We start from the raw sequence: 19,325 nt of genomic DNA, 5'->3' as shown, positions 1-19,325 counted from the left end.
CTACATCAATAGAGAATCTCTAACTAACCTCTGATTTCTAGCTCCAAAGTTTGACATCTGATGTCTGACATCTCAAATCTAGCCTATAATTTCTGATATCTTATTTAAATGTAATAAAAAAACCGCCTCCAATGGAGACGGTTCCTTTATTTTTTTTGAGTAGAGATTACTTTGCTGCTGCTTTTTTTGCAAGTTTAGCTGCTTTTTTTTCAGCTTTAGCTGCTGCTTTCTGCTCTTCAGCTGTCAATGGCTTCGGTTCAGGAGCGCTGGCATCTACATTTCCTTTGATATAGATAACACTTCTGCTGTTAGCCGGGTCATTAGAGAAAACCTCAATCATCTTGTTGAAAGGTCCGTTAAGAGTAGTGTTGTATCCTACTTTAATTTTAGCAGACTTTCCTGGCATGATAGGATCCTGGCTGAACTCAGGAGTTGTACATCCGCAAGAAGGCTTTACATTGGAAAGAATCAAAGGTTTGTCACCTGTATTGGTTACAGTGAAAAATCTTGTACCATCTGCACTTGGCTTGATCGTACCATAGTCAAATGTAGTTTTATCAAATGTAATAGTCTGTGCAGATGCCAATGCAAATGTTCCAAATAATGCAATTCCTGCAATTAATTTTTTCATATTCTTGAATGTTAATATGTTTGTTAGATAAATTTTGAGAAACAAAGTTAAAAATTATTTTAATTCATACTTAAAATTTTTTTTCTTTAGACTATTTTTGCAAATTGTAAGCAAAAGAAATAGAATTTTATGCAGATTTCAGAAAAGTACAATCCACAGGAAACTGAACAGAAATGGTACAACTTCTGGATGGAAAACAAATATTTCCATTCAGAGCCTAATGAGAAACCACCATATACTGTGGTAATTCCTCCGCCTAATGTAACGGGGATATTACACATGGGACATATGCTGAACAATACCATTCAAGATGTTCTCGTCCGCCGTGCAAGAATGCAGGGCTTTAATGCCTGCTGGATTCCGGGCACAGATCACGCTTCAATTGCCACTGAAGCCAAAGTTGTTGCTAAACTGAAGTCAGAAGGGATCAGTAAATCTGATATTACCCGTGAAGAATTCTTAAAACATGCCTGGGACTGGACCGATAAATATGGAGGAACCATCCTTGAGCAGTTAAAAAAGTTGGGCTGCTCTTGTGATTGGGACAGAACCCGTTTTACGCTGGAAGATAAAATGTCTCAGCAGGTAATCAAAAGCTTTGTAGATTTATACAATAAAGGATTGATCTACAGAGGCTACAGAATGGTTAACTGGGATCCTGAAGCAAAAACCAATATCTCCGATGAAGAGGTAATATTTAAAGAGCAAAACGGAAAATTATACTTCCTGAAATATAAAATAGAAGGAACAGAAGAGTTCTTATCCGTTGCAACTACCCGTCCCGAGACCATTTTCGGGGATACTGCGGTATGTATCAATCCCAATGACGAAAGATATGCTCACCTGAAAGGGAAGAATGTAATCGTACCGATCGTTGGCAGAGTAATTCCTATCATCGAAGACGAATATGTAGATATTGAATTCGGAACCGGAGCATTGAAAATTACCCCTGCTCATGACACTAATGACTACGAGATCGGGCAGAAACATCAGTTGAAAATGATTGATGCTTTGGATGACGACGGAAATCTTAACGAGCACGGTTTGCATTATGCAGGTAAGAATAGATTTGACGTAAGAAAGCAGATTGCAAAAGAATTAGAGGAAAATGATCTTTTGTTAAAAGCAGAAGATTACGTAAATAAAGTAGGGACATCAGAAAGAACAGGCGCGGTTATTGAGCCTAAAGTTTCAGTTCAGTGGTTTCTGAAAATGTCTGAAATTGCTAAACCCGCTTTGGATGTAGTAATGGATGATGAGGTTAAATTTTATCCTGAGAAGTTTAAAAATACCTACAAACACTGGATGGAAAACATCCGTGACTGGAATATTTCCCGTCAGCTTTGGTGGGGACAGCAGATTCCTGCATTCTACTATGGAGAGGGAGAAAATGATTTTGTAGTTGCAGAAAATATAGAGGATGCTCTAGCTTTAGCCACAGAAAAAACAGGAAACCCGGATCTCGGAACATCTGATCTAAAACAAGACGGAGATGCTCTTGACACCTGGTTCTCATCATGGTTGTGGCCTATGTCTGTTTTCGATGGATTGATTGATCCTGAAAATAAAGATATCAACTATTATTATCCTACATCAGACTTGGTCACAGGTCCGGATATTATTTTCTTCTGGGTAGCCAGAATGATCATGGCCGGATTGGAATACAGAAAAGAAGTTCCCTTTAAAAATGTTTATTTTACAGGTATTGTAAGAGATAAGCAAAGAAGAAAGATGTCTAAGCAATTAGGCAACTCACCTGATCCTTTAGATCTGATTTCTAAATATGGGGCAGATGGTGTTCGTGTAGGAAGTCTTTTAAGTGCCCCTGCAGGAAATGATTTATTATTTGATGAAGACCTGATGGTTCAGGGAAGAAATTTCATGACGAAAATCTGGAGTGCTTTCCGTTTGATCAACATGTGGAATCATGAAGACAAACCATTGAATGATGCAGACCAACAAGCTATTGAATGGTTTGATCATAAACTAAATAAGACGATTGCGGAAATTGACCAGCAGTTTGAGAAATTCAGAATCTCTGATGCCCTTCATTTAATTTATAAACTGATTTGGGATGATTTTTGTGGTTGGTACCTTGAAGCCATCAAGCCTAACTATGGAGAAGGAATTTCTAAACAAGTTTATAACAGAACCGTTATTTTCTTTGAAGATCTGATGAAACTTCTGCATCCGTTTATGCCTTTCCAATCCGAAGAAATCTGGCAATTGATTTCTGAAAGAAGTACTGATGAAGCTTTGGTCATTGCTCAGCAGAAAAAAGCCGGAGAATTTAATGAAGAGATTATTAAAAACTTCGAAACCGCTGAAGAGATTATTTCAGGAATAAGAAATTACCGCCAGACGAAAGGAATTTCTCCTAGAGAAGCAGTAGAGGTTTATACTGGTGCTTCAAATTTTGAAAACGAAGCGGTAATCAGAAAATTAGCCAATGTGGCAGACATTCATTTTGGTGAAAAAACAGACAAGCCAAGCTTTACGTTTCTGGTAGGGGCGACTGAAGTTTCTATTCCTCTGAGCGAGAATTTAGATTTAGGAGAAGAGAAAAAGAAAACGGAAGAAGAATTAACTTATTTAAAAGGATTCCTGATTTCTGTTGACAAGAAACTCTCCAATGAAAAATTTGTAGCCAATGCCAAACCTGAAATTGTAGAGGTTGAGCGCCAGAAGCAAAAAGATGCTCAGGATAAAATTATTATTTTAGAAGAGAAACTGAAAAGTTTGTAGTGAACTTTAAAGATAAAGTTGGGACTTTTAGGGTCATTCGTAGTTTTACAATCAGGAAAAAGAAAGAGTTTTACCTGATTGGAGAACTTCTGGAAGGAAGTTTAATAGAAAACAATTATATAAATATTGTTTTAAATTCAAGTTTGGCAATTTCTGCCAGGATTTCCTCCACGGAAGATATTGAAATGGCTAATGACCCTAAAATCTATCAACTTATAATAATCGAAAGCTCTGAAGAAGAAATGAATGATATTTTGTTTTGTCAGAATGTGGCCGACGAGAACGTATACATCACACTGAGTGGTGAAGATTAATTAAGAATAAATGACACACCTAGAAAACATAAAAAAACTATTCTCAAAAAACTTCGTAGAGAATCCTTTGCTGGAAAGCTTTGAAGTTGGGAAAATCTACCTTTCAAGTGGAAAGCTGGTAGCCTGTGATCCGGTGATCACCAATGATATGCAGCCTTTCACTACAGAATTTCCAAAAGGAGATTTTTCTGTTTTACTCCATAAAGAAAGAGAAAGTAACTGTGTAGCGTATGCAGAAATCATTTTCAGCAATACAGACATCACAGCATGGGAAATGGCGGTAACCGCAGGACAGAATGTGAAGGATCTTGCTGAAGAGGAAATTTTTGGATATCCTGTAGAAAGCGGAATGGGCTGTCTTATGGATGCAGATACCCAAAATAGTCTCAATGAACTTGAAAATAGACTCTATCACAGCAAGGGGGCAGATTTCATGGGAATCTATGAAGAGTTTTTCCATGAATATTTCTTTGATGAGAAAGGAGCGATCGATCAGTATGCATTCCTGAAGCCGGCAGATGAGCATCCGGGAACTATTTTCGCTTTTGAAACCGGATATGGCGAAGGTTTTTATGCCAGCTATATTGGCTATGATAAAGATCACAATCCTGTGAAGATAATTACTGAATTTATTGAGATAAGTTAATTAATTTAGTTATTTTTGAAACTTAGTTTTCTGAATTGATTATATTAAACTAACATAAAAACACCAATGAACTTCTCATCAGAACAACCCAAAATTATTGTTGTAGGCAGCTCTTCTATAGATCTGGTTTTAGAAACCGAAAAAATACCTCAGCCCAATGAAACGGTTTTAGCCGTGAATTCAGATAGCTACTTTGGCGGTAAAGGGGCCAATCAGGCGGTAGGAACGGCAAGATTGGGAGCTAGCGTTTATTTTATTGGCTGTGTAGGGATGGATCCTCTCGGACAGCAGATCATGCGAAATCTTGTCGGTGAAAATGTAAATGTGGGCTTTGTTCACGAGACCGATATGGAATCCACAGGAACAGCCTATGTTACCACCAGTCATGGCAGTGCAGCTATTGTCGTGGTTCCTGCAGCTAATAAATGTTTGAGTATACAGCACATCGAAGAAGCAGACCGGTATTTCCATACGGTAGATCTTATTTTAGTTCAGCTTGAAGTGGCCATGGAAGTGGTAGAATATACCATCAGAAAGGCAAAAAAATACGGTAAAAAAGTAGGACTTTATGCTTCACCAGCCATGAAAATAAGTGAAGGAATTATTGAAAACGTAGATTTTATTGTTGCAAAAAGCAGCGAACTTCATACTGTTTTCGGAGAAGAAAAGAGAGAAGAAATTCTTAAAAAATATGTCAATAAAGTTTTTGTAAGAGACGATACCAATTCGACGATCTATTTTGATGGAGCAGAAATGAAGTATTACAGAAATGACAAGGATGAAACCGTTTACAAAATGGGAATGGGTGATGCATTTATTTCAGGATTTGCCGTAGCACTCTGCCATGGAAATACCATCGAAAACTGTGTGAAATTCGGGAATGAGGTTTCTTCAAGGGTTTCCGGAGGGAAAGGTTCACAGACCGGGCTTCCCAGAATGTCGGATTTCTTCTCCTAAAGCTATTTGTCACATATCGAAACTTAGAGACTTAACATAAAAATATAAGTAAAATCTCCACTTTTATAGTGGATTTTTTCTTTTTACCTATGGAAAAACTGGAACTTATTACAAAAGACCATGTACCACTGGCGGTTCATCTTTTCAGGCCTGAACAAAGCAATGGAAAACTGCTTCTGATCAATTCGGCAACGGGGGTGAAGCAGCAGGTGTATTTCTCATTTGCCCGTTTTTTTTCTGAACATGGATTTACAGTGATTGCTTATGATTACAGGGGAATCGGGTTATCAAAACCGCGTAATATGAAAGGTTTTGAAGCTTCCATGAGGATTTGGGGGAGCGAAGATTATAAAACCCTTACCCAATATATTACAACAGAATTTTCAGGATATAGAAAATATTGTCTGGGACATTCGGTAGGAGCATTGATCCTGGGAATGAATGAAGACTCTGCCATGTTTGACGAATTTATTTTTGTAGGCACCCAAAATGCATTTGTGGGAAACCTTAAATTCAAGACAAAAATCGAAGCTTATCTTGGGTTTGGAATTGTTCAGCCTTTAACTACCGGATTATTAGGCTATTTTCCGGCCAATTGGTTTGGGCTGGGAGAAAGTCTTCCAAAAAATTGCGCATATGACTGGAGAACCTTAATTTTAAACAGGAAATCCACCAACAGATTGTTGGAAAAAATGATGGACTATTCTAAAAATTTGACTCAAAAAGTCTTTGTGATCCGGGCGGAAGATGATGCATGGCTAACTGAAAAAGGAGTATTAAGCCTTTTAAACAATACCTATCCCAACCTAAAACCTTCCTACAGACTGGTGAAAACTGCCGAATCTGATAAAAAAGAAATCGGACACATCAATTTTTTTAGAAGCTATAATAAAAAACTCTGGAATATTATTTTAAACGAATTGACAGATCAATGAAAAGTACGATTGAAAACACCGTAGAATTTGTAAAAGAAAAACTGGAAGGCGCTGAAGCAGGACATGACTGGTACCATATTGAAAGAGTATGGAAGCTTTCAAAAAAAATTGCCGTAACCGAAAATTGTAATCTGCAGGTTGTGGAACTATCTGCGCTGTTGCACGATATTGCAGATCCAAAATTTCATAATGGCGATGAAACAATAGCCCCCAAAATAGCAAGAGAATTTCTCGAGGGACAGCAGGTTCAGGAAGATGTAATAGAGCAGATTTTATTTATCATTAAAAATATTTCATTTAAGAACAGGGGAGAAGTTCCGGCTGAACTTCCTATCGAGCTTAAAATCGTACAGGATGCCGACCGTATCGATGCGATCGGTGCTATTGGAATAGGAAGAACGTTTAATTTCGGAGGCTTTAAAAACAATCCGATGTATGACCCGGAAATTCAGCCAAGCCTGAATATGTCTAAAGATCAGTATAAAAAATCGAACGGAACCACTATAAATCATTTCTATGAAAAACTTCTTCTTTTGAAAGATCTTATGAATACTGCAAAAGGAAAGGAGCTGGCTCAGGAAAGACATGATTATATGCTTGGATTCCTTGATCAGTTTTTCAAAGAGTGGAATGTTGATTAACACGCCCTCCGAAAAATCTTAAATCAGTATCTTTGCAGTATGGTATTTATCATTTTTGTTATCTTCTGGGCTTGTGTGCTTTCTCTGGTTTTGTCTAAAGTAAAATCAGGAAGAGTAGCAAAATGGGCAAAACTGTTTCGTATACTCACACTGGTTTTTTCAATCTCTACTTTTACGTACTGGTTTATCAAAAGAAGTGCAGTAAGTTTTGTGGATAATTCTGTAGGTCTTCAGGTCGTTAATAAACTTCCCCAGACGCTGGATTTTTATCTCATTAAAGTAGATAGTGCCAAAAACGGAAATCTTGAGCCCAAGCATATGGGAAAAATACGTCCGGAATATTACAGGGTAGAATATCTTAAAATGGACAAGTCTGATGAATACTGGATTATAGGATATCTGGGTAAGAAGAATATGGTGTATTTTTCTCAGCATGCGGTACCTAATAAGAATATCGATCAGATTGTAGAAGTTCAGAACTACATCAATCAAAGTGTAAAACTTTCTGAGGCTGCCAAAAAGGAGGTGGATGCTTATAATTACGAAAATGCAAAGCTTGGAATTTGGGTATCTCTGGACTTTTTATTGCTTTTCCTGAACCTTGTACTTCTTTTAAGGAAAAATAAACAATAGGTAATGAGCAGTAAGTAATACGGTTTAAGGAATTGCTTACTGCTCATTGCCCATCCTGTTAAGGATAATCCAGAATCTGCATTACCAGCTCTTTAAATTCTTCAGGACAGCTTTTAATCAACTTGTCTTTGTTTTGTTTACTGATCTGATGAGGTTCAAGCCATTCCGTACGGTTGGCACTGAGACTGTGGTTATCGTAGACTCTTTTTATTTTGTGGTCTTCGTAAAATGTATATTCGTCGCCGAGCCAGTTGCTCGCAATGCTGATCGTGCAAATTTCTTTTTCCATGACATTTTGTATTTTAGAAAGTAGGCGTCCATTAATATAGCAATGGCGTCCATTCTAAGTTACTACAATTTTTCCATTAAAACAGCTTTTAAGGCAGCTTTTTGGAAGTCAGGCTGAAAGATGCATTATTGTACATCCGTTAGAATAAAGTTCCATTATTATCAGAAGCCATTTGCGGAATATGAATATCTGTTTTCCACGCCTCATTCATCTTTTTTATAAAATAGGCAGACAAGAGCGGAGATGCTTTTTCCAGATTCTGATGCACAAAGAAATAGATATTCTGAATCCCTTCTTTTTTCCATTGCGTCAGATGTTTCAACCAGTCGTCCAGTCTTTCATAGTCACTTTCTGCATTGGCACCTACATACCGGATAAATGCATGGGGAGTTGTAAGACGCATATGAAGCATATCTCTTCTGCCAGCGGTATCTACAATGATGTTGGTGATGTCATGAGCTTCAAAAAGATCGCAGGTGGTATTGAAAATTTCTTCGTCAGTAAACCATTCCGTATTTCGGAGTTCAATGGCCAGAGGAACTTCTTTGGGCCAGTCTTTCACAAATTTCTCCAGCCTGTCATAATCTTTCGGTTTAAAATTATCATGGAGCTGCAGAAAAGCCATGCCCAGCTTTTCATCAAAATTCATAACGGCTGATGCAAATTGAGTCACGGGTTCTGTAACGTCAATCAGTCTTCTGAAATGGGAAACTGTATTGGTGATTTTAGGGAAAAATTTAAAATTTTCAGGAGTTTTATCTTTCCATACTGCTACCTGTTCAGGGGTAGGCATTCCATAGAAAGTGGCGTTCAGTTCAATAGAATTAAACTGGGTACCATAATAGGTCAGTTCATCTTTAGTTCCTTTGGGATAAAATCCTTTAAGATCAGTTTTATTCCATTTGGCACATCCTATTGAAATATTTTCCAGTCCTTTTTTATTCTGATTTAAAATTTCCTTAGTTCTGGAATGATCTTTAGGAAGTGTAAAATCTATTTTTGAAGGGTCTTCTACTTGTCCGAATTTCATATCTGATATTTTTAGGATTAAACTAGGATAACAAAGATAAAACAAAAACCATAGATGATTCTATGGTTTTTTGTTCAAAGTGGTATTTTAGAACAGGCTATTCTTTGATGATTTTCTTGGAAATTTCTGTCGTATCAGTTTTAATTTTCACCGTGTAAGTTCCGGTAGGATGAGCAGAGAGATTGATTCTGGTCATTTCATTATTCAAATTCTGATTGAAAATGATTCTTCCCTGTGCATCAAAAATAGTGACATTTTTAATATTTTCTTCTGAGCTTAACGTAACAAAATCTTTTACAGGATTCGGTGCTATTGTCATTGCATTCTTTTGGATTTTTGAGCTGGAAGTTGCTAAAAAGCTTCCACAGCTGGTCGTAAAAGTGATATCTGGATATAGATTTTGAAGATCATTGAGTTGGGCGTTATCTACACACATCGAGAGGCTACTGTTATAATTCATAAAATCAGGTCCTTCTTCAATAGAGCCGTTTCTGATATTGGCAGAAGTAAGGTTAGGCATATTCCACAGCGATATCAATTGAAGAGCTGAAGCGTTTGAAAAATTCAGTTCGGTAATTTGTGGGCAGTTATTAAAATTGACATTTTTTAAATTGATATTAGCCAAAGTGTTTAAGCTTGATAGCAAAGGTAAATTGCTCATCGACAGATCTTCCAGATTGATATGATTTGAAATATTGACCGTCGGAAGTAAATCATCTTGATTTAGTTCCAGTGACTTTAAAGCAATACAATCTGTAGTATTTAAAGCATTTATTTTCGTATTGTTTATAACCAGTTCCTTAAGCCCGGTACATTGATTTAAATTAATCGTGTGCAGTTCAGTGAATATTCCATTGCTGTCAGCTACATAGAAACCCATTGCCAACCTTTCGAGACTTACACAGTTTTGGAGGTCTAATTCTTGTAAATGGTTATTATTTCTAAAAATAAAGTTGGTTAAAGCAGTACAGTTTTTAGCCGTAATTTTTTGAAGGTCATCATTCCCCTGGGTAGCCAAAGTTTCAGATCGATCTGTTTTTAAAGTATGTAAATGAGAAAGATCATTCACATTCACCCAATTCATATAACCTGCAGAGCCTGTAATATCTATGTTTTCCAGATTCTGTGCGACATTGAATTTGACCGTATTGGTGATTTTTTGATTAAAAGCTTTTAAAATTTTAAGTTTTGGCAAGCCTGCAAGGTTCAGAGATGATACATTTCCAAAGTAAATTCCGGAGGTTGTATGATATCCATATCTGTTATAATAAGCACAATCCAGTTCCTCGAGGTTTACTAATCCTGCTGCTGAAAAATCAATGGTTGCCGTATTCAGCCCTTTAATTTTTTTAAGATTGCTTGATCCATTAAGATTAACAGAAGAAAAATAAGCCCCGTTGGTATCATAATGGTCTGTGTCGGCAATAATCTCCTGCAAACTGGTACAGTGATCAGCAATCAGTTCAATATTTTGGTTAATAGAGGCTGCTGCAGAATAAGGCGCTCCTACAACCGCTATTTTGGTTAAAGCAGTTGAATTTGGAACAGAAATTTTGCCCAGAAACTGACAAGAATCGAATGTCAGGCTCGTGATATTTGAATTCTCAAGATACAGTTCTTTAATGTTTTTAGAGTTGATGACTGTATTTCCGGCAAGTTGCGGACAGTTTTTAAACCTAAGGATTGTACTGATGCCTGTATTCAGGTTGATATCACTAACCAACTGATTGATATCCTGCACCGATACACAACTGTCAAAAGAAAAATCGATGGGAACGACGTGAGAGGTTCCGGAACCATCCGTAAAACTACCCGTGCCCGTGTAAAGTACTTTTTTAATTTGATCATGACCCGTAAAACTAATGACTGCCGACCTGGTATGATAAATATACAGTTCTTCCATGTTGGAGAACAATTTTGCATCATCAATGGAATTGGGAAGGTCGCTGTAAGTGACGGTCCCGCTTTTCTGAAGATTTAAAATTTTAACCTGCTGGGCTTCCGAAACCTGAATTTCACCATCACCATTCGTATCTACCGCAATAGAACTTCCGCTGATGTTTTTAGCAATGTCGTTGCTTGTACTGGAGCTAAGGATTAAAGCTTTAAACTGTGAATCGGTAAAGTTTAAATTTTGAGAGTAAGCCATAGGGAAACAGCCTACCAAGAAGGTAAAAATAATTTTTTTCATTGTTTTTGTGTGTATTATGTTTTGCAATTCTAATTGCTGTGAATTAAAATTATCCTTACAAAAATAACTTTTTTTTTGAATCTACACTCAAATTTTTATTTGTTGTGAATGTTTTTAAGGACAATCCTGATGTATAGAGAGCTTAAAACATAATACATATTGTCTGACAAGTCTTCTTTTGTGATCATTGTTGTTTTCCTGATAAAAAAACTGTCCGGAAAAATGGGGCTCAGAAAAAAGGCGGGGGTTTAGGATGCCTGTTCATATTTGGTTCATGTAAGCTGAAAATGCCGGATATAGATAGTATGCCTGTTTTCAAATAGATGATGTATGATTAAAAACAGATGATGTGGTGATCTCATTAAGTTTTTTTTAAGGAAATAGTAAACTTTGTGTTACATAATGTTAATTCTATGTTACCATCCTTCATGTTCAGGGAATCTAATTTTGTCCTGTCAACTAAGAAGAAAAAAATATGAAAAAAAAACTGATCTGTGCTTTTGCTTTATTGTCCTTTGGGTTTGCATTTTCACAGGAAACAACCTCTAAAATTTTTGGAAGGCTAAAAGGAGTCAATTCTGAACTCACGGTAAAAGTGGTTCATGTCCCTACCAATACCAGCTTTGAGACCAAAAGTAATACTAAGGGGCAGTTTAGTTTAGATAATCTTCAGCCCGGGGGGCCGTACCGTATAGAGATCTCCAATGGATCGCAAATCGTCTATACAAATACCAACCTTCAGCTGTCTCTGGGAAATAATGACCTTCCCATTGTAGAGATTGGAAATGGTGAAAAGACCCTTGATGAAGTAAAAATAACCTCCAGGCGAACCAGTGTGAAAAATGGGGTAGGCATCAGTCAGGCTCAGATTTCAGGACTTCCCAATATCAACAGAGGGATTCAGGATGTAACGAAATTGGTGCCGCAAAGTGCGAATAATTCTTTTAACGGAACAAACTTCAGATACAATAACGTTACCATAGACGGATCTATTAATAATGATGCGATAGGCTTCAGCCCTTCTCTGGGTGGCCAGACCGGAACCTCAGGAATGCCGGGAAGCAGTACCCGTTCCAATTCTATAAGTCTGGATGCTATCCAGGATGTACAGGTCTATATCGCTCCGTATGATGTGAAGCTTGGAAACTTTCTGGGAGGAAGTATTAATGCAGTGACCAGAAGTGGAAGCAATGATGTCACAGGGTCGATCTACGCTTACGGAAGAAATGCTGCCATTACCGGAAACAACAGAATCGGAGATAATTCAAAAATGCCGAAAGCTTTTGAAGATGTTATCTACGGCGGAAGGGTAGGTTTACCCGTTGTAAGAGACAAAGTGTTTTTATTTTCAAATCTTGAATATACGAAAAGAAGAGATCCTGTATTCTACAATGCGAATGATCCAAATGCATTGGTGAATGATGCCGTAGCTCAGCAGATTTCAGATTTTGTACGGAATAAATATGGCTTCAATGCAGGAAGCTTCGATGGCTATAATAATTTTTCAGAAAGTGCCAAGCTTTTTAATAAACTGGACTGGAAAATCAATGACAAACATACATTATCCATTAAAAACAATACCGTATTCTCACAGGCATCAAATCTTGAAAGAGATGGAGCGAATTTCAGGTTTGCCAGTATGGATTTTATTCAGAAAAATACGTCTTCCTCAACGACTTTGGAATTGAAGAGCCGTTTTAATGATCGATGGAATAATAATTTAGTATTAGGATATTCTTCGATTCATGATTACCGAGATCCTACCTCCAGCAATGCCATGTTCCCACAGGTGGAAATAGCTTACAACGGAGGAACCATCTTATTGGGAAATGACAGAGAAGCTACTGTTTTTAACATGAAACAGAAAACTTTTGAGATCACGGATAACCTGACCTATAAAACAGGAAATCATACATTCTTATTAGGAACTCACAATGAATTATACAATATTGACTATGGTTTTGTCAATGCGCTTAATGGAAGGATTTCCTATAAAAGTTTAGCCGATTTTTATAATTCTAACCCTTCGAGGATAAGAGGGACCTATCCGTTTAATGGTGAAAACAGGCAAACGATTTTTGATAATCCGTATGCTCAATATAAAGTGAATCTTCTCTCACTGTATTTTCAGGACGAGATCAATTTAGGAAGATTAAGACTATCTCCGGGTGTGAGAGTAGATTATACGGATCTTCCCAATAAACCCGTTTTAAGTCCGCAGGTACAAAGTTCTCCTATGGATCCTAATTATGGAAACACCTATACTTATACGCCCCTGAGCCAACTAAACAACGATTATCTTACCAAGCCTACACTTTCTCCAAGACTAGGATTTACCTGGGATCTCACAGAAGACCGATCTGTCGTAGTAAGAGGAGGTTCAGGAATATTTGTGGGCAGAATTCCTTTTGCATGGCTGGGATATGCTTATTATAACGATGGAGTAGGTTTCGGAAGCTATGACTATAATGCTCCTACCGCTGCACAGCTTGCAGCCAATGGAGATCCTCTGGTAAGCGGTAATTTTCCGAAATGGCAGAACTCTTCCAAAGTACAGGTAGATCTTATCGATAACAATTTTAAAATGCCTAGGGTGTGGAGAAGCTCATTGGCTTTCGATTATACATTCGCAGGATATAAACTTACCCTGGAAGGAATCTATACGAAAGTACTTTATGATCTGAAATTCCAGCAGGTGAACAAAACAGATAATGTAACGTATTACAGCTATGATGTGAATCACGAAATGCCGGTTTATACGACCAATATCAACAGTAATTTTTCCAATGCCTATCTTTTATCCAATACCAAGGAAGGGTACCGCTATAATCTGACGGCACAGATTTCGAAATCTTATAATTTCGGGTTCAATTTCTTCGTAGCGTATACTTACGGTGACGCAAAAGATATTACCAACGGAATCCGAAACTCAATGGAAAGTAACTGGCAGATGAACCAGTCTCTGACACCGAATGATCCTAAGCTTACGACTTCCAATTTTGCAATTAAAAACCGAGTGGTCGCCAATCTTGGATATGGTTTTGATATTTCCAAATCGAACAGACTATCCGCGAATGTGTATTTTAATGCTCAGTCTGGAAATCCTTTCTCATGGGGATTTGTCAATAGTACGATTGCCAATACAGGCCAGGCTGCAGGACTTTCTTATATTTTTAAAGATGCAGCAGAAGCCGCAAAATATATTGTTCCGATAAAAGATGCTTCCGGAAATATACTGGTGACTGCCCAACAGCAGATCGCAGATTATGAAAGCTTTGTGAGCGGTAATAAATATTTAAACACCAGAAGAGGTAAGTTTACGGAAAGAAACGGAGATTTTACACCATGGAATATTCAGGCTGATTTCAAAATAATGGATGAGATCAGGCTGAGCGAAAAGTCTAAGAATAACATCCAGATCTCATTAAGCATCATCAACCTTACCAATATGCTGAATAAAAACTGGGGTAAAGTTTATTTTGTTCCTAATACTTTTAATTCCACAGCAAGCGTTGGACTTACAAAGGTTGGAAATGTAGCGGCTGGTCAGCCATCTGCCGGAGATCCTACCTATAACTTTAAAACACCCGGGCTGCCTTATACGGTCGATCAGTTTGCATCCAGATTCCAGGCACAGCTCGGAGTGCGGTATAATTTTTAATCATTAGTCTTTCATTTTATTACTTATAATTTTTTCAGCAGCCCGGATTTTTTGTCCGGGCTGTTTTTAGGATGAGGTTCATTTAAATTAAATATGCCATTGAGCTCATTTTTTCTTTTATACAATAAAAACAAAAACCATAGAAAGCTCTATGGTTTTTTATAATTGAATTGGTTTCGTTATTTTACTTTACCCCTTGCGTTACCATTCTGTTGGAAATAACTGAATAGATACAGCCTGAAGTTTTTAAATTCACCGTGATTGTGGCAGGAACGGATCGGTAAGCGGTGTCGCCATACGGTTCAATGATTTTTCCGTTGGAGTCCTTTACCGTTCTTCCCTTTACCGTATATGTCATGGTTGCTATTCCTGTGAATCCACTTGAAGGATTAAACGTTACAATGCCTGTCGATTTATTGTAGGACCATGTCCCTTGTGGAGTCACTTTTTTACGATAGAGTGTAAGGTCTGTGTCACTGGTCTTTGTAAAACTGAAAGTTGAATAATCAATATTGGCACTGCTTGCGGTAGGGGGAGTGGTAATACTGATTGCCCCTTTGTACGCTGTATCATTAGTAAAAACAGGAATGCTAACCGGCTGGAATTTACAGGTAGAAGTCACATCATCCCTGGTAACTGCAGCATAAGGAAGGGTTAGTGTCACATTTCTGATGATATGTTGCTGATAGGCAGCTCCTGTTCCTGCTGCAAAGCCCAGTTTTAAAACAGATGGAACCGTAGCATTCAGTGTTTGGGAGGTAGCAGGACCTTCAACATCAGAGGCATCAAAGTCAGTAGTCTGTGGGTTGGCATTTTCTGAATAAGGCACTGAGGTCTTATAATGATAGTAATTGATAATATTAATCGGTGTACCGCCCTGTGTCGTCTGAATATCCACTTTGATATCAAATCCGTCCGTTACCGTGGGACTTGTAAAATGGGGAATCAGATCAAGATATACCTTTCTGAATTCTCCGGCATTATTCCTGAGATCAAATACTGAGGAAAGGGTGTTGGTGGTTGCCAGATAGCTTCTGTCTGTCTGAAGAATTTGCCCTACCGTTCCCGAATTCCCTAAAGTAGATCGGGTCGCTAAAACGGGATATCCCGTAAACCCCAATCCTAAACCATTGGAGTTAAGCGCAGCCCCTCTTGCCCCTCTTAGTGTGACATGGCTTGTCGCCTGGCTCCACGTTACTCCTGCAATACCGTTGACTCTCGCATCGCCCTGAAAACGCTTGGATTTGAAATTCCCAAATTCATCCAGAGCAATACCCAGGTATGCGCCTGACAGGCCAGCTTTTCTTTGGCTGGCATAGGTATCCCTTGTTCTGTTGTAGGCATATCCGATTCCCGCACCGGGTGATCCTATGGTAGGGTTTGTTACCGATCCGTCATAAAGAAAGAAAGATAATCCGTCTCCATATACTCCGGCTAATGTAGCTCCATTTTTCATATCATATTCAAATTCGACATGAAGCCCGTTGACTGATGTGAAAGTTCTTCCGTTGATAAACAATCCTCCAAATTGCCCTGAACTTGCGGGAGTAAGCTGCACCCCGGTAGGTGTATGTGATGCACTTCCCTGTATCGTAAGCTCTGGTGCTGAAGACGCATTCATCAGCGAACTTGAGTAGGCATAAAACCCGTAAATACTTGCCACTTCAGTACTGTCTGTCTGTGCATACATGAAATTAGTAAGCAGTGCGAAAACCAGGCTCATCAAAGACAGCCCTTTAAAATTCTTTTTCATGGCTGCTTATTTTACGACAAATACGATGTTGATGAAAGATGCTGAAGTAGCATTCGATAAAACATCATAGTTTAATACCCCCGTGGTACTGATGCTGTTTATTTTGAAAACAGAGGCATCATAGCCGGTTACGTAATAATAAAGATCTGTTGCATTGGGGAAAAACGGAATCGAAGCCGGTGCAGATGTACTTCTGGCATTTGCCGGGACATTCGAAAACTGATTTTTATACAAAGTATACAGATCTTTTGTCTGTCCTGTAGCTGTCGTGGTCGTATCAAAGACTACACTTGGCATGTAGAAGAATTTAGCGACATACGGAGAAAGGCATACCCAGTCCGGAGTGGCGGGAGTTCCTACGTTTTGGCTGATACATTTTTTATTGGTATCAAAAATAACAAGTCCTGTTGCAGGATTGGTAATCGATGAAAGATTGCTGATTCTTGGCAGTAAGACTCCTTTAGTAGTACTTGTAACGTCCAGTACAGAGCTCTGATCAGGTGAAGAGGTATTTATTCCCACCTGTGCAGTAATGGTACAGAAAGCCATTACCAAAATTAAGATAATAATTTTGTTCATTTCGAAATAATTTTTTTTGTGTTTGTAGTATTAACAAAAGTTTTGCTAATAGAAAAATGATTGTTTAATAAATGTGTTTTATGTATTTTGTATTAGAAATTATTTTTATTGAATTAAATTTTAATTTCTGAATACGGTATTGTGTTTAAATTCATCATGTAGTGGTTTTTACTTTGCTCTTTTTGTGTTTCTTAATTGATCATTGTGTTTTTCTGCCTATTCTTTTTTCTTAGATATGCTTTATTAAAAATGACAAATGTTTTTTTCTCTTAAATAAAAATTTAAACTTTATTTCTAATGTATTAATTTAATGTCACAGATATTCTGAGTGTTAATTAATATTTTCATTAAAAACTGATTTAAATAGTAAATTTTAAACAAATGTATATAAAATTCCTCAATAGTAATCGTCAAAAGCCTGTAGGAGAGCGACTTGATTCACTGTTTGGGGAGTGAATGGCTGATAGGTTCAATAGTAATGAACGATTAACGGAAAATAATTTTTTAAAACCTAAGTGTTAAATTTTTGTTAAAATTTAAATTTCTGGTTTTTGAGCCCTCATTTTAGTGCGGTAAGGCTATTTTTTTATTGAAAATTTGTGTTTTAATAAACAGAAACTATGGAAATTTCCATAGTTTCTGTATGAGTTTATAGGCTTAAAATGCTTACAATATCTCAGGTCAGATTACTGACCAAGATAAACAAACATATAGGCGGAAAGATATTTTGGCTGAAGGTTCAGAGCAGTATTTGTACCTCCCGTAGCAACGGAGAAAGTATGATTATGAGCTCCAGCGTTTGAAGTGGTAGAAGTGGTGGAGTCGTTATCAACTACCGTTTTGGTGCTTCCCGCTTCTATACTGTTCGTGGTGCCGCTAGCACGGTCGTTATAAGCATGAGTATGGGCTCCGTTTGTGGTAGTGGTGGCATTGTAGGTGATATTCGGAAGATTGGCCTGAGTTAGGGCTACCGAAGTGTTTCCACTTATTGCTCCCAATGTTTCCGACGCAGATTTAGACTTCAGGTATCGGTCGGCACTATTGGGTAGTACTGTAGCGAATCCCAGAGAAACAGCTCTGCTCTGTACAGTTGAAGGCAGACCAGAAATAGCTCTTCCGTCCAAAAGATACCACCCATCCTGATCGCCGGGGGTGCTGCTGTATTTTATGTCTCCCACGGTTGGAAGCTGTACTTCAAGTCTGTTCCACGAAGTTCCGTCATTATAATAAAACCCGGGAGTTACCCCTGTCAGTGCGGCTGCCGTTGTATTGGTATTGTAAACAGTCATTCCGGCCATGTGACTGGGGAATGGATTTGGGGCGTTTGTAGCCGCAAGGGATACCTTAGGCATCAGTAATCCTTTGTCTTTATTTTGAGCATACAATTCCAGAACTGCCTGACTATTTGCAGTAGGAGATAATGCATTTCCTGCTGTGATAAGTACTTGTGCACTTAAAGGATTGAAAGCGGCCAGAAAGAGTAGGGTATAATTAATTTTTTTCATTTCCGAATTTTTATTTTCCTAAATAGATGAAATATTGGACAACCATATGTTTGGGATACTGTGAAAAGGGAGCATTTGTTCCTCCACTGGGTACCGAAAAAGTATGACTGTGATCTCCCGATGAACCGGTAGTCCTTGTTTCCGTATTAACCGTTCTGGTGGTGGCTAAACTTCCTGCATTATAATTCCAGTAATTTACACCTCGGTTGGTATAGGTGTGGCTATGGGTACCGTCTGTACTGGTTGTTCCTGTAAAAGTCAGATTCGGAAGATTGGCCTGTAAAAGGCTGTAAGAGTTTGTTCCACCTGTCGCTGCCATAGCTTCAGAAGTATTTTTACCTTTAATGATCCTGTCGGCCATATTAGGAATAGCTGATGGATAGCCCAGTGATATTGCACTGGTCCTGGCATTTGCGGAAAGAGTGGAGGTGTTTCTTCCATTGAGCAGATACCATCCGTTATGGTCTGCATTGGTCATGCTGGATTTAATATCTCCGATTTTTGGCATATCATTGCTAATAGACATTAATACCCACTTTGTCCCATCGTTGTAATACAATCCGGGAATGACATTGTCGGGAGCTGTTCCGGCGGTAGCGGTATTGTAAACCCAAATCCCTTCAGTATGGCTGCCAAGAGGACTTGCAGATGATATGGAAATCAATGAAACGGTATTCATCAGAAAGCCTTTATTTGTACTGTTCAGTTCTAAGACTGCCGAAGGAGAAGGATTTGAAGTTCCAATGCCCACTTGTGCGTTTAAACCTGAAAAAAAAAGTAGTCCGGCTAGTGTGTTTAAAATATTTTTCATCATA

General features: G+C 38.1%; 16 protein-coding genes. 8 read left to right on the top strand and 8 right to left on the bottom strand.

Annotated elements, in window-relative coordinates:
- Window positions 1–166: 166 nt before the first annotated feature.
- On the bottom strand, window positions 167–631 hold the full coding sequence (locus BW964_RS14235; protein ID WP_034729320.1) for a DUF1573 domain-containing protein: 465 nt from the start codon (window positions 629–631) through the stop codon (window positions 167–169).
- A gap of 129 nt (window positions 632–760) precedes the next feature.
- Here BW964_RS14235 and BW964_RS14230 point away from each other — a divergent pair, with 129 nt between their 5' ends.
- The 7 genes from BW964_RS14230 to BW964_RS14200 all read left to right on the top strand — a co-directional run bounded on the left by BW964_RS14230 (window position 761) and on the right by BW964_RS14200 (window position 7,502).
- Window positions 761–3,376 carry a valine--tRNA ligase gene (locus BW964_RS14230; RefSeq protein ID WP_076508172.1) on the top strand — a complete coding sequence of 872 codons (2,616 nt, stop codon included), beginning with the start codon at window positions 761–763 and terminating at the stop codon, window positions 3,374–3,376.
- Window positions 3,376–3,690, top strand: coding sequence for a hypothetical protein (locus BW964_RS14225; RefSeq protein WP_076508171.1), 315 nt, complete (start codon window positions 3,376–3,378; stop codon window positions 3,688–3,690). The genes BW964_RS14230 and BW964_RS14225 overlap by 1 nt, the downstream gene beginning before the upstream one ends.
- Window positions 3,691–3,700: 10 nt before the next feature.
- Window positions 3,701–4,336, top strand: coding sequence for a DUF4241 domain-containing protein (locus BW964_RS14220; protein WP_076508169.1), 636 nt, complete (start codon window positions 3,701–3,703; stop codon window positions 4,334–4,336).
- A 66-nt stretch (window positions 4,337–4,402) separates the two neighbouring features.
- Window positions 4,403–5,293, top strand: coding sequence for a ribokinase (locus BW964_RS14215; protein WP_076508168.1), 891 nt, complete (start codon window positions 4,403–4,405; stop codon window positions 5,291–5,293).
- An 89-nt stretch (window positions 5,294–5,382) separates the two neighbouring features.
- Window positions 5,383–6,228: an alpha/beta hydrolase family protein gene (locus BW964_RS14210; RefSeq protein WP_076508166.1), complete on the top strand. Its 846-nt coding sequence runs from the start codon at window positions 5,383–5,385 to the stop codon at window positions 6,226–6,228.
- Window positions 6,225–6,869 carry an HD domain-containing protein gene (locus tag BW964_RS14205; protein ID WP_076508165.1) on the top strand — a complete coding sequence of 215 codons (645 nt, stop codon included), beginning with the start codon at window positions 6,225–6,227 and terminating at the stop codon, window positions 6,867–6,869. Before BW964_RS14210 ends, BW964_RS14205 begins: the two co-directional genes overlap by 4 nt.
- 39 nt (window positions 6,870–6,908) lie before the next feature.
- On the top strand, window positions 6,909–7,502 hold the full coding sequence (locus tag BW964_RS14200) for a hypothetical protein (RefSeq protein WP_084175888.1): 594 nt from the start codon (window positions 6,909–6,911) through the stop codon (window positions 7,500–7,502).
- A gap of 58 nt (window positions 7,503–7,560) precedes the next feature.
- Here the strand turns inward: BW964_RS14200 and BW964_RS14195 are convergent, their stop codons facing one another.
- From BW964_RS14195 to BW964_RS14185, 3 genes are all read right to left on the bottom strand, one after another.
- Window positions 7,561–7,791: a hypothetical protein gene (locus BW964_RS14195; protein WP_076508163.1), complete on the bottom strand. Its 231-nt coding sequence runs from the start codon at window positions 7,789–7,791 to the stop codon at window positions 7,561–7,563.
- 139 nt (window positions 7,792–7,930) lie between these two features.
- Entirely contained in the window at window positions 7,931–8,821 is an 891-nt protein-coding gene (locus BW964_RS14190) for a DUF72 domain-containing protein (protein ID WP_076508161.1), read from the bottom strand.
- 97 nt (window positions 8,822–8,918) lie between these two features.
- Window positions 8,919–11,012, bottom strand: coding sequence for a T9SS type A sorting domain-containing protein (locus tag BW964_RS14185; RefSeq protein ID WP_076508160.1), 2,094 nt, complete (start codon window positions 11,010–11,012; stop codon window positions 8,919–8,921).
- A 475-nt stretch (window positions 11,013–11,487) separates the two neighbouring features.
- On the opposite strand from BW964_RS14185, the gene BW964_RS14180 reads away from it, so the two are divergent.
- Complete coding sequence (locus BW964_RS14180; protein ID WP_076508158.1) at window positions 11,488–14,673, top strand: TonB-dependent receptor; 3,186 nt, start codon at window positions 11,488–11,490, stop codon at window positions 14,671–14,673.
- Between the two features lie 184 nt (window positions 14,674–14,857).
- Here the strand turns inward: BW964_RS14180 and BW964_RS14175 are convergent, their stop codons facing one another.
- The 4 genes from BW964_RS14175 to BW964_RS14160 form a co-directional block, all read right to left on the bottom strand.
- On the bottom strand, window positions 14,858–16,426 hold the full coding sequence (locus BW964_RS14175; protein WP_076508156.1) for a hypothetical protein: 1,569 nt from the start codon (window positions 16,424–16,426) through the stop codon (window positions 14,858–14,860).
- 6 nt (window positions 16,427–16,432) lie between these two features.
- A complete protein-coding gene (locus BW964_RS14170) occupies window positions 16,433–17,005 on the bottom strand; it encodes a hypothetical protein (protein ID WP_076508154.1) in 573 nt (190 codons plus the stop codon).
- A gap of 686 nt (window positions 17,006–17,691) precedes the next feature.
- Window positions 17,692–18,510, bottom strand: coding sequence for a hypothetical protein (locus BW964_RS14165; RefSeq protein ID WP_076508152.1), 819 nt, complete (start codon window positions 18,508–18,510; stop codon window positions 17,692–17,694).
- A 10-nt stretch (window positions 18,511–18,520) separates the two neighbouring features.
- Window positions 18,521–19,321: a hypothetical protein gene (locus BW964_RS14160; RefSeq protein ID WP_139325911.1), complete on the bottom strand. Its 801-nt coding sequence runs from the start codon at window positions 19,319–19,321 to the stop codon at window positions 18,521–18,523.
- Between the last annotated feature and the right edge of the window lie 4 nt (window positions 19,322–19,325).

Origin of the sequence: Chryseobacterium shigense (assembly GCF_900156575.1) — a bacterium.
GTDB classification, from domain to species: Bacteria; Bacteroidota; Bacteroidia; order Flavobacteriales; family Weeksellaceae; genus Chryseobacterium; species Chryseobacterium shigense.
Note: the sequence above shows the minus strand (reverse complement) of the source record. Positions and strands in the feature narration are given on the sequence as shown.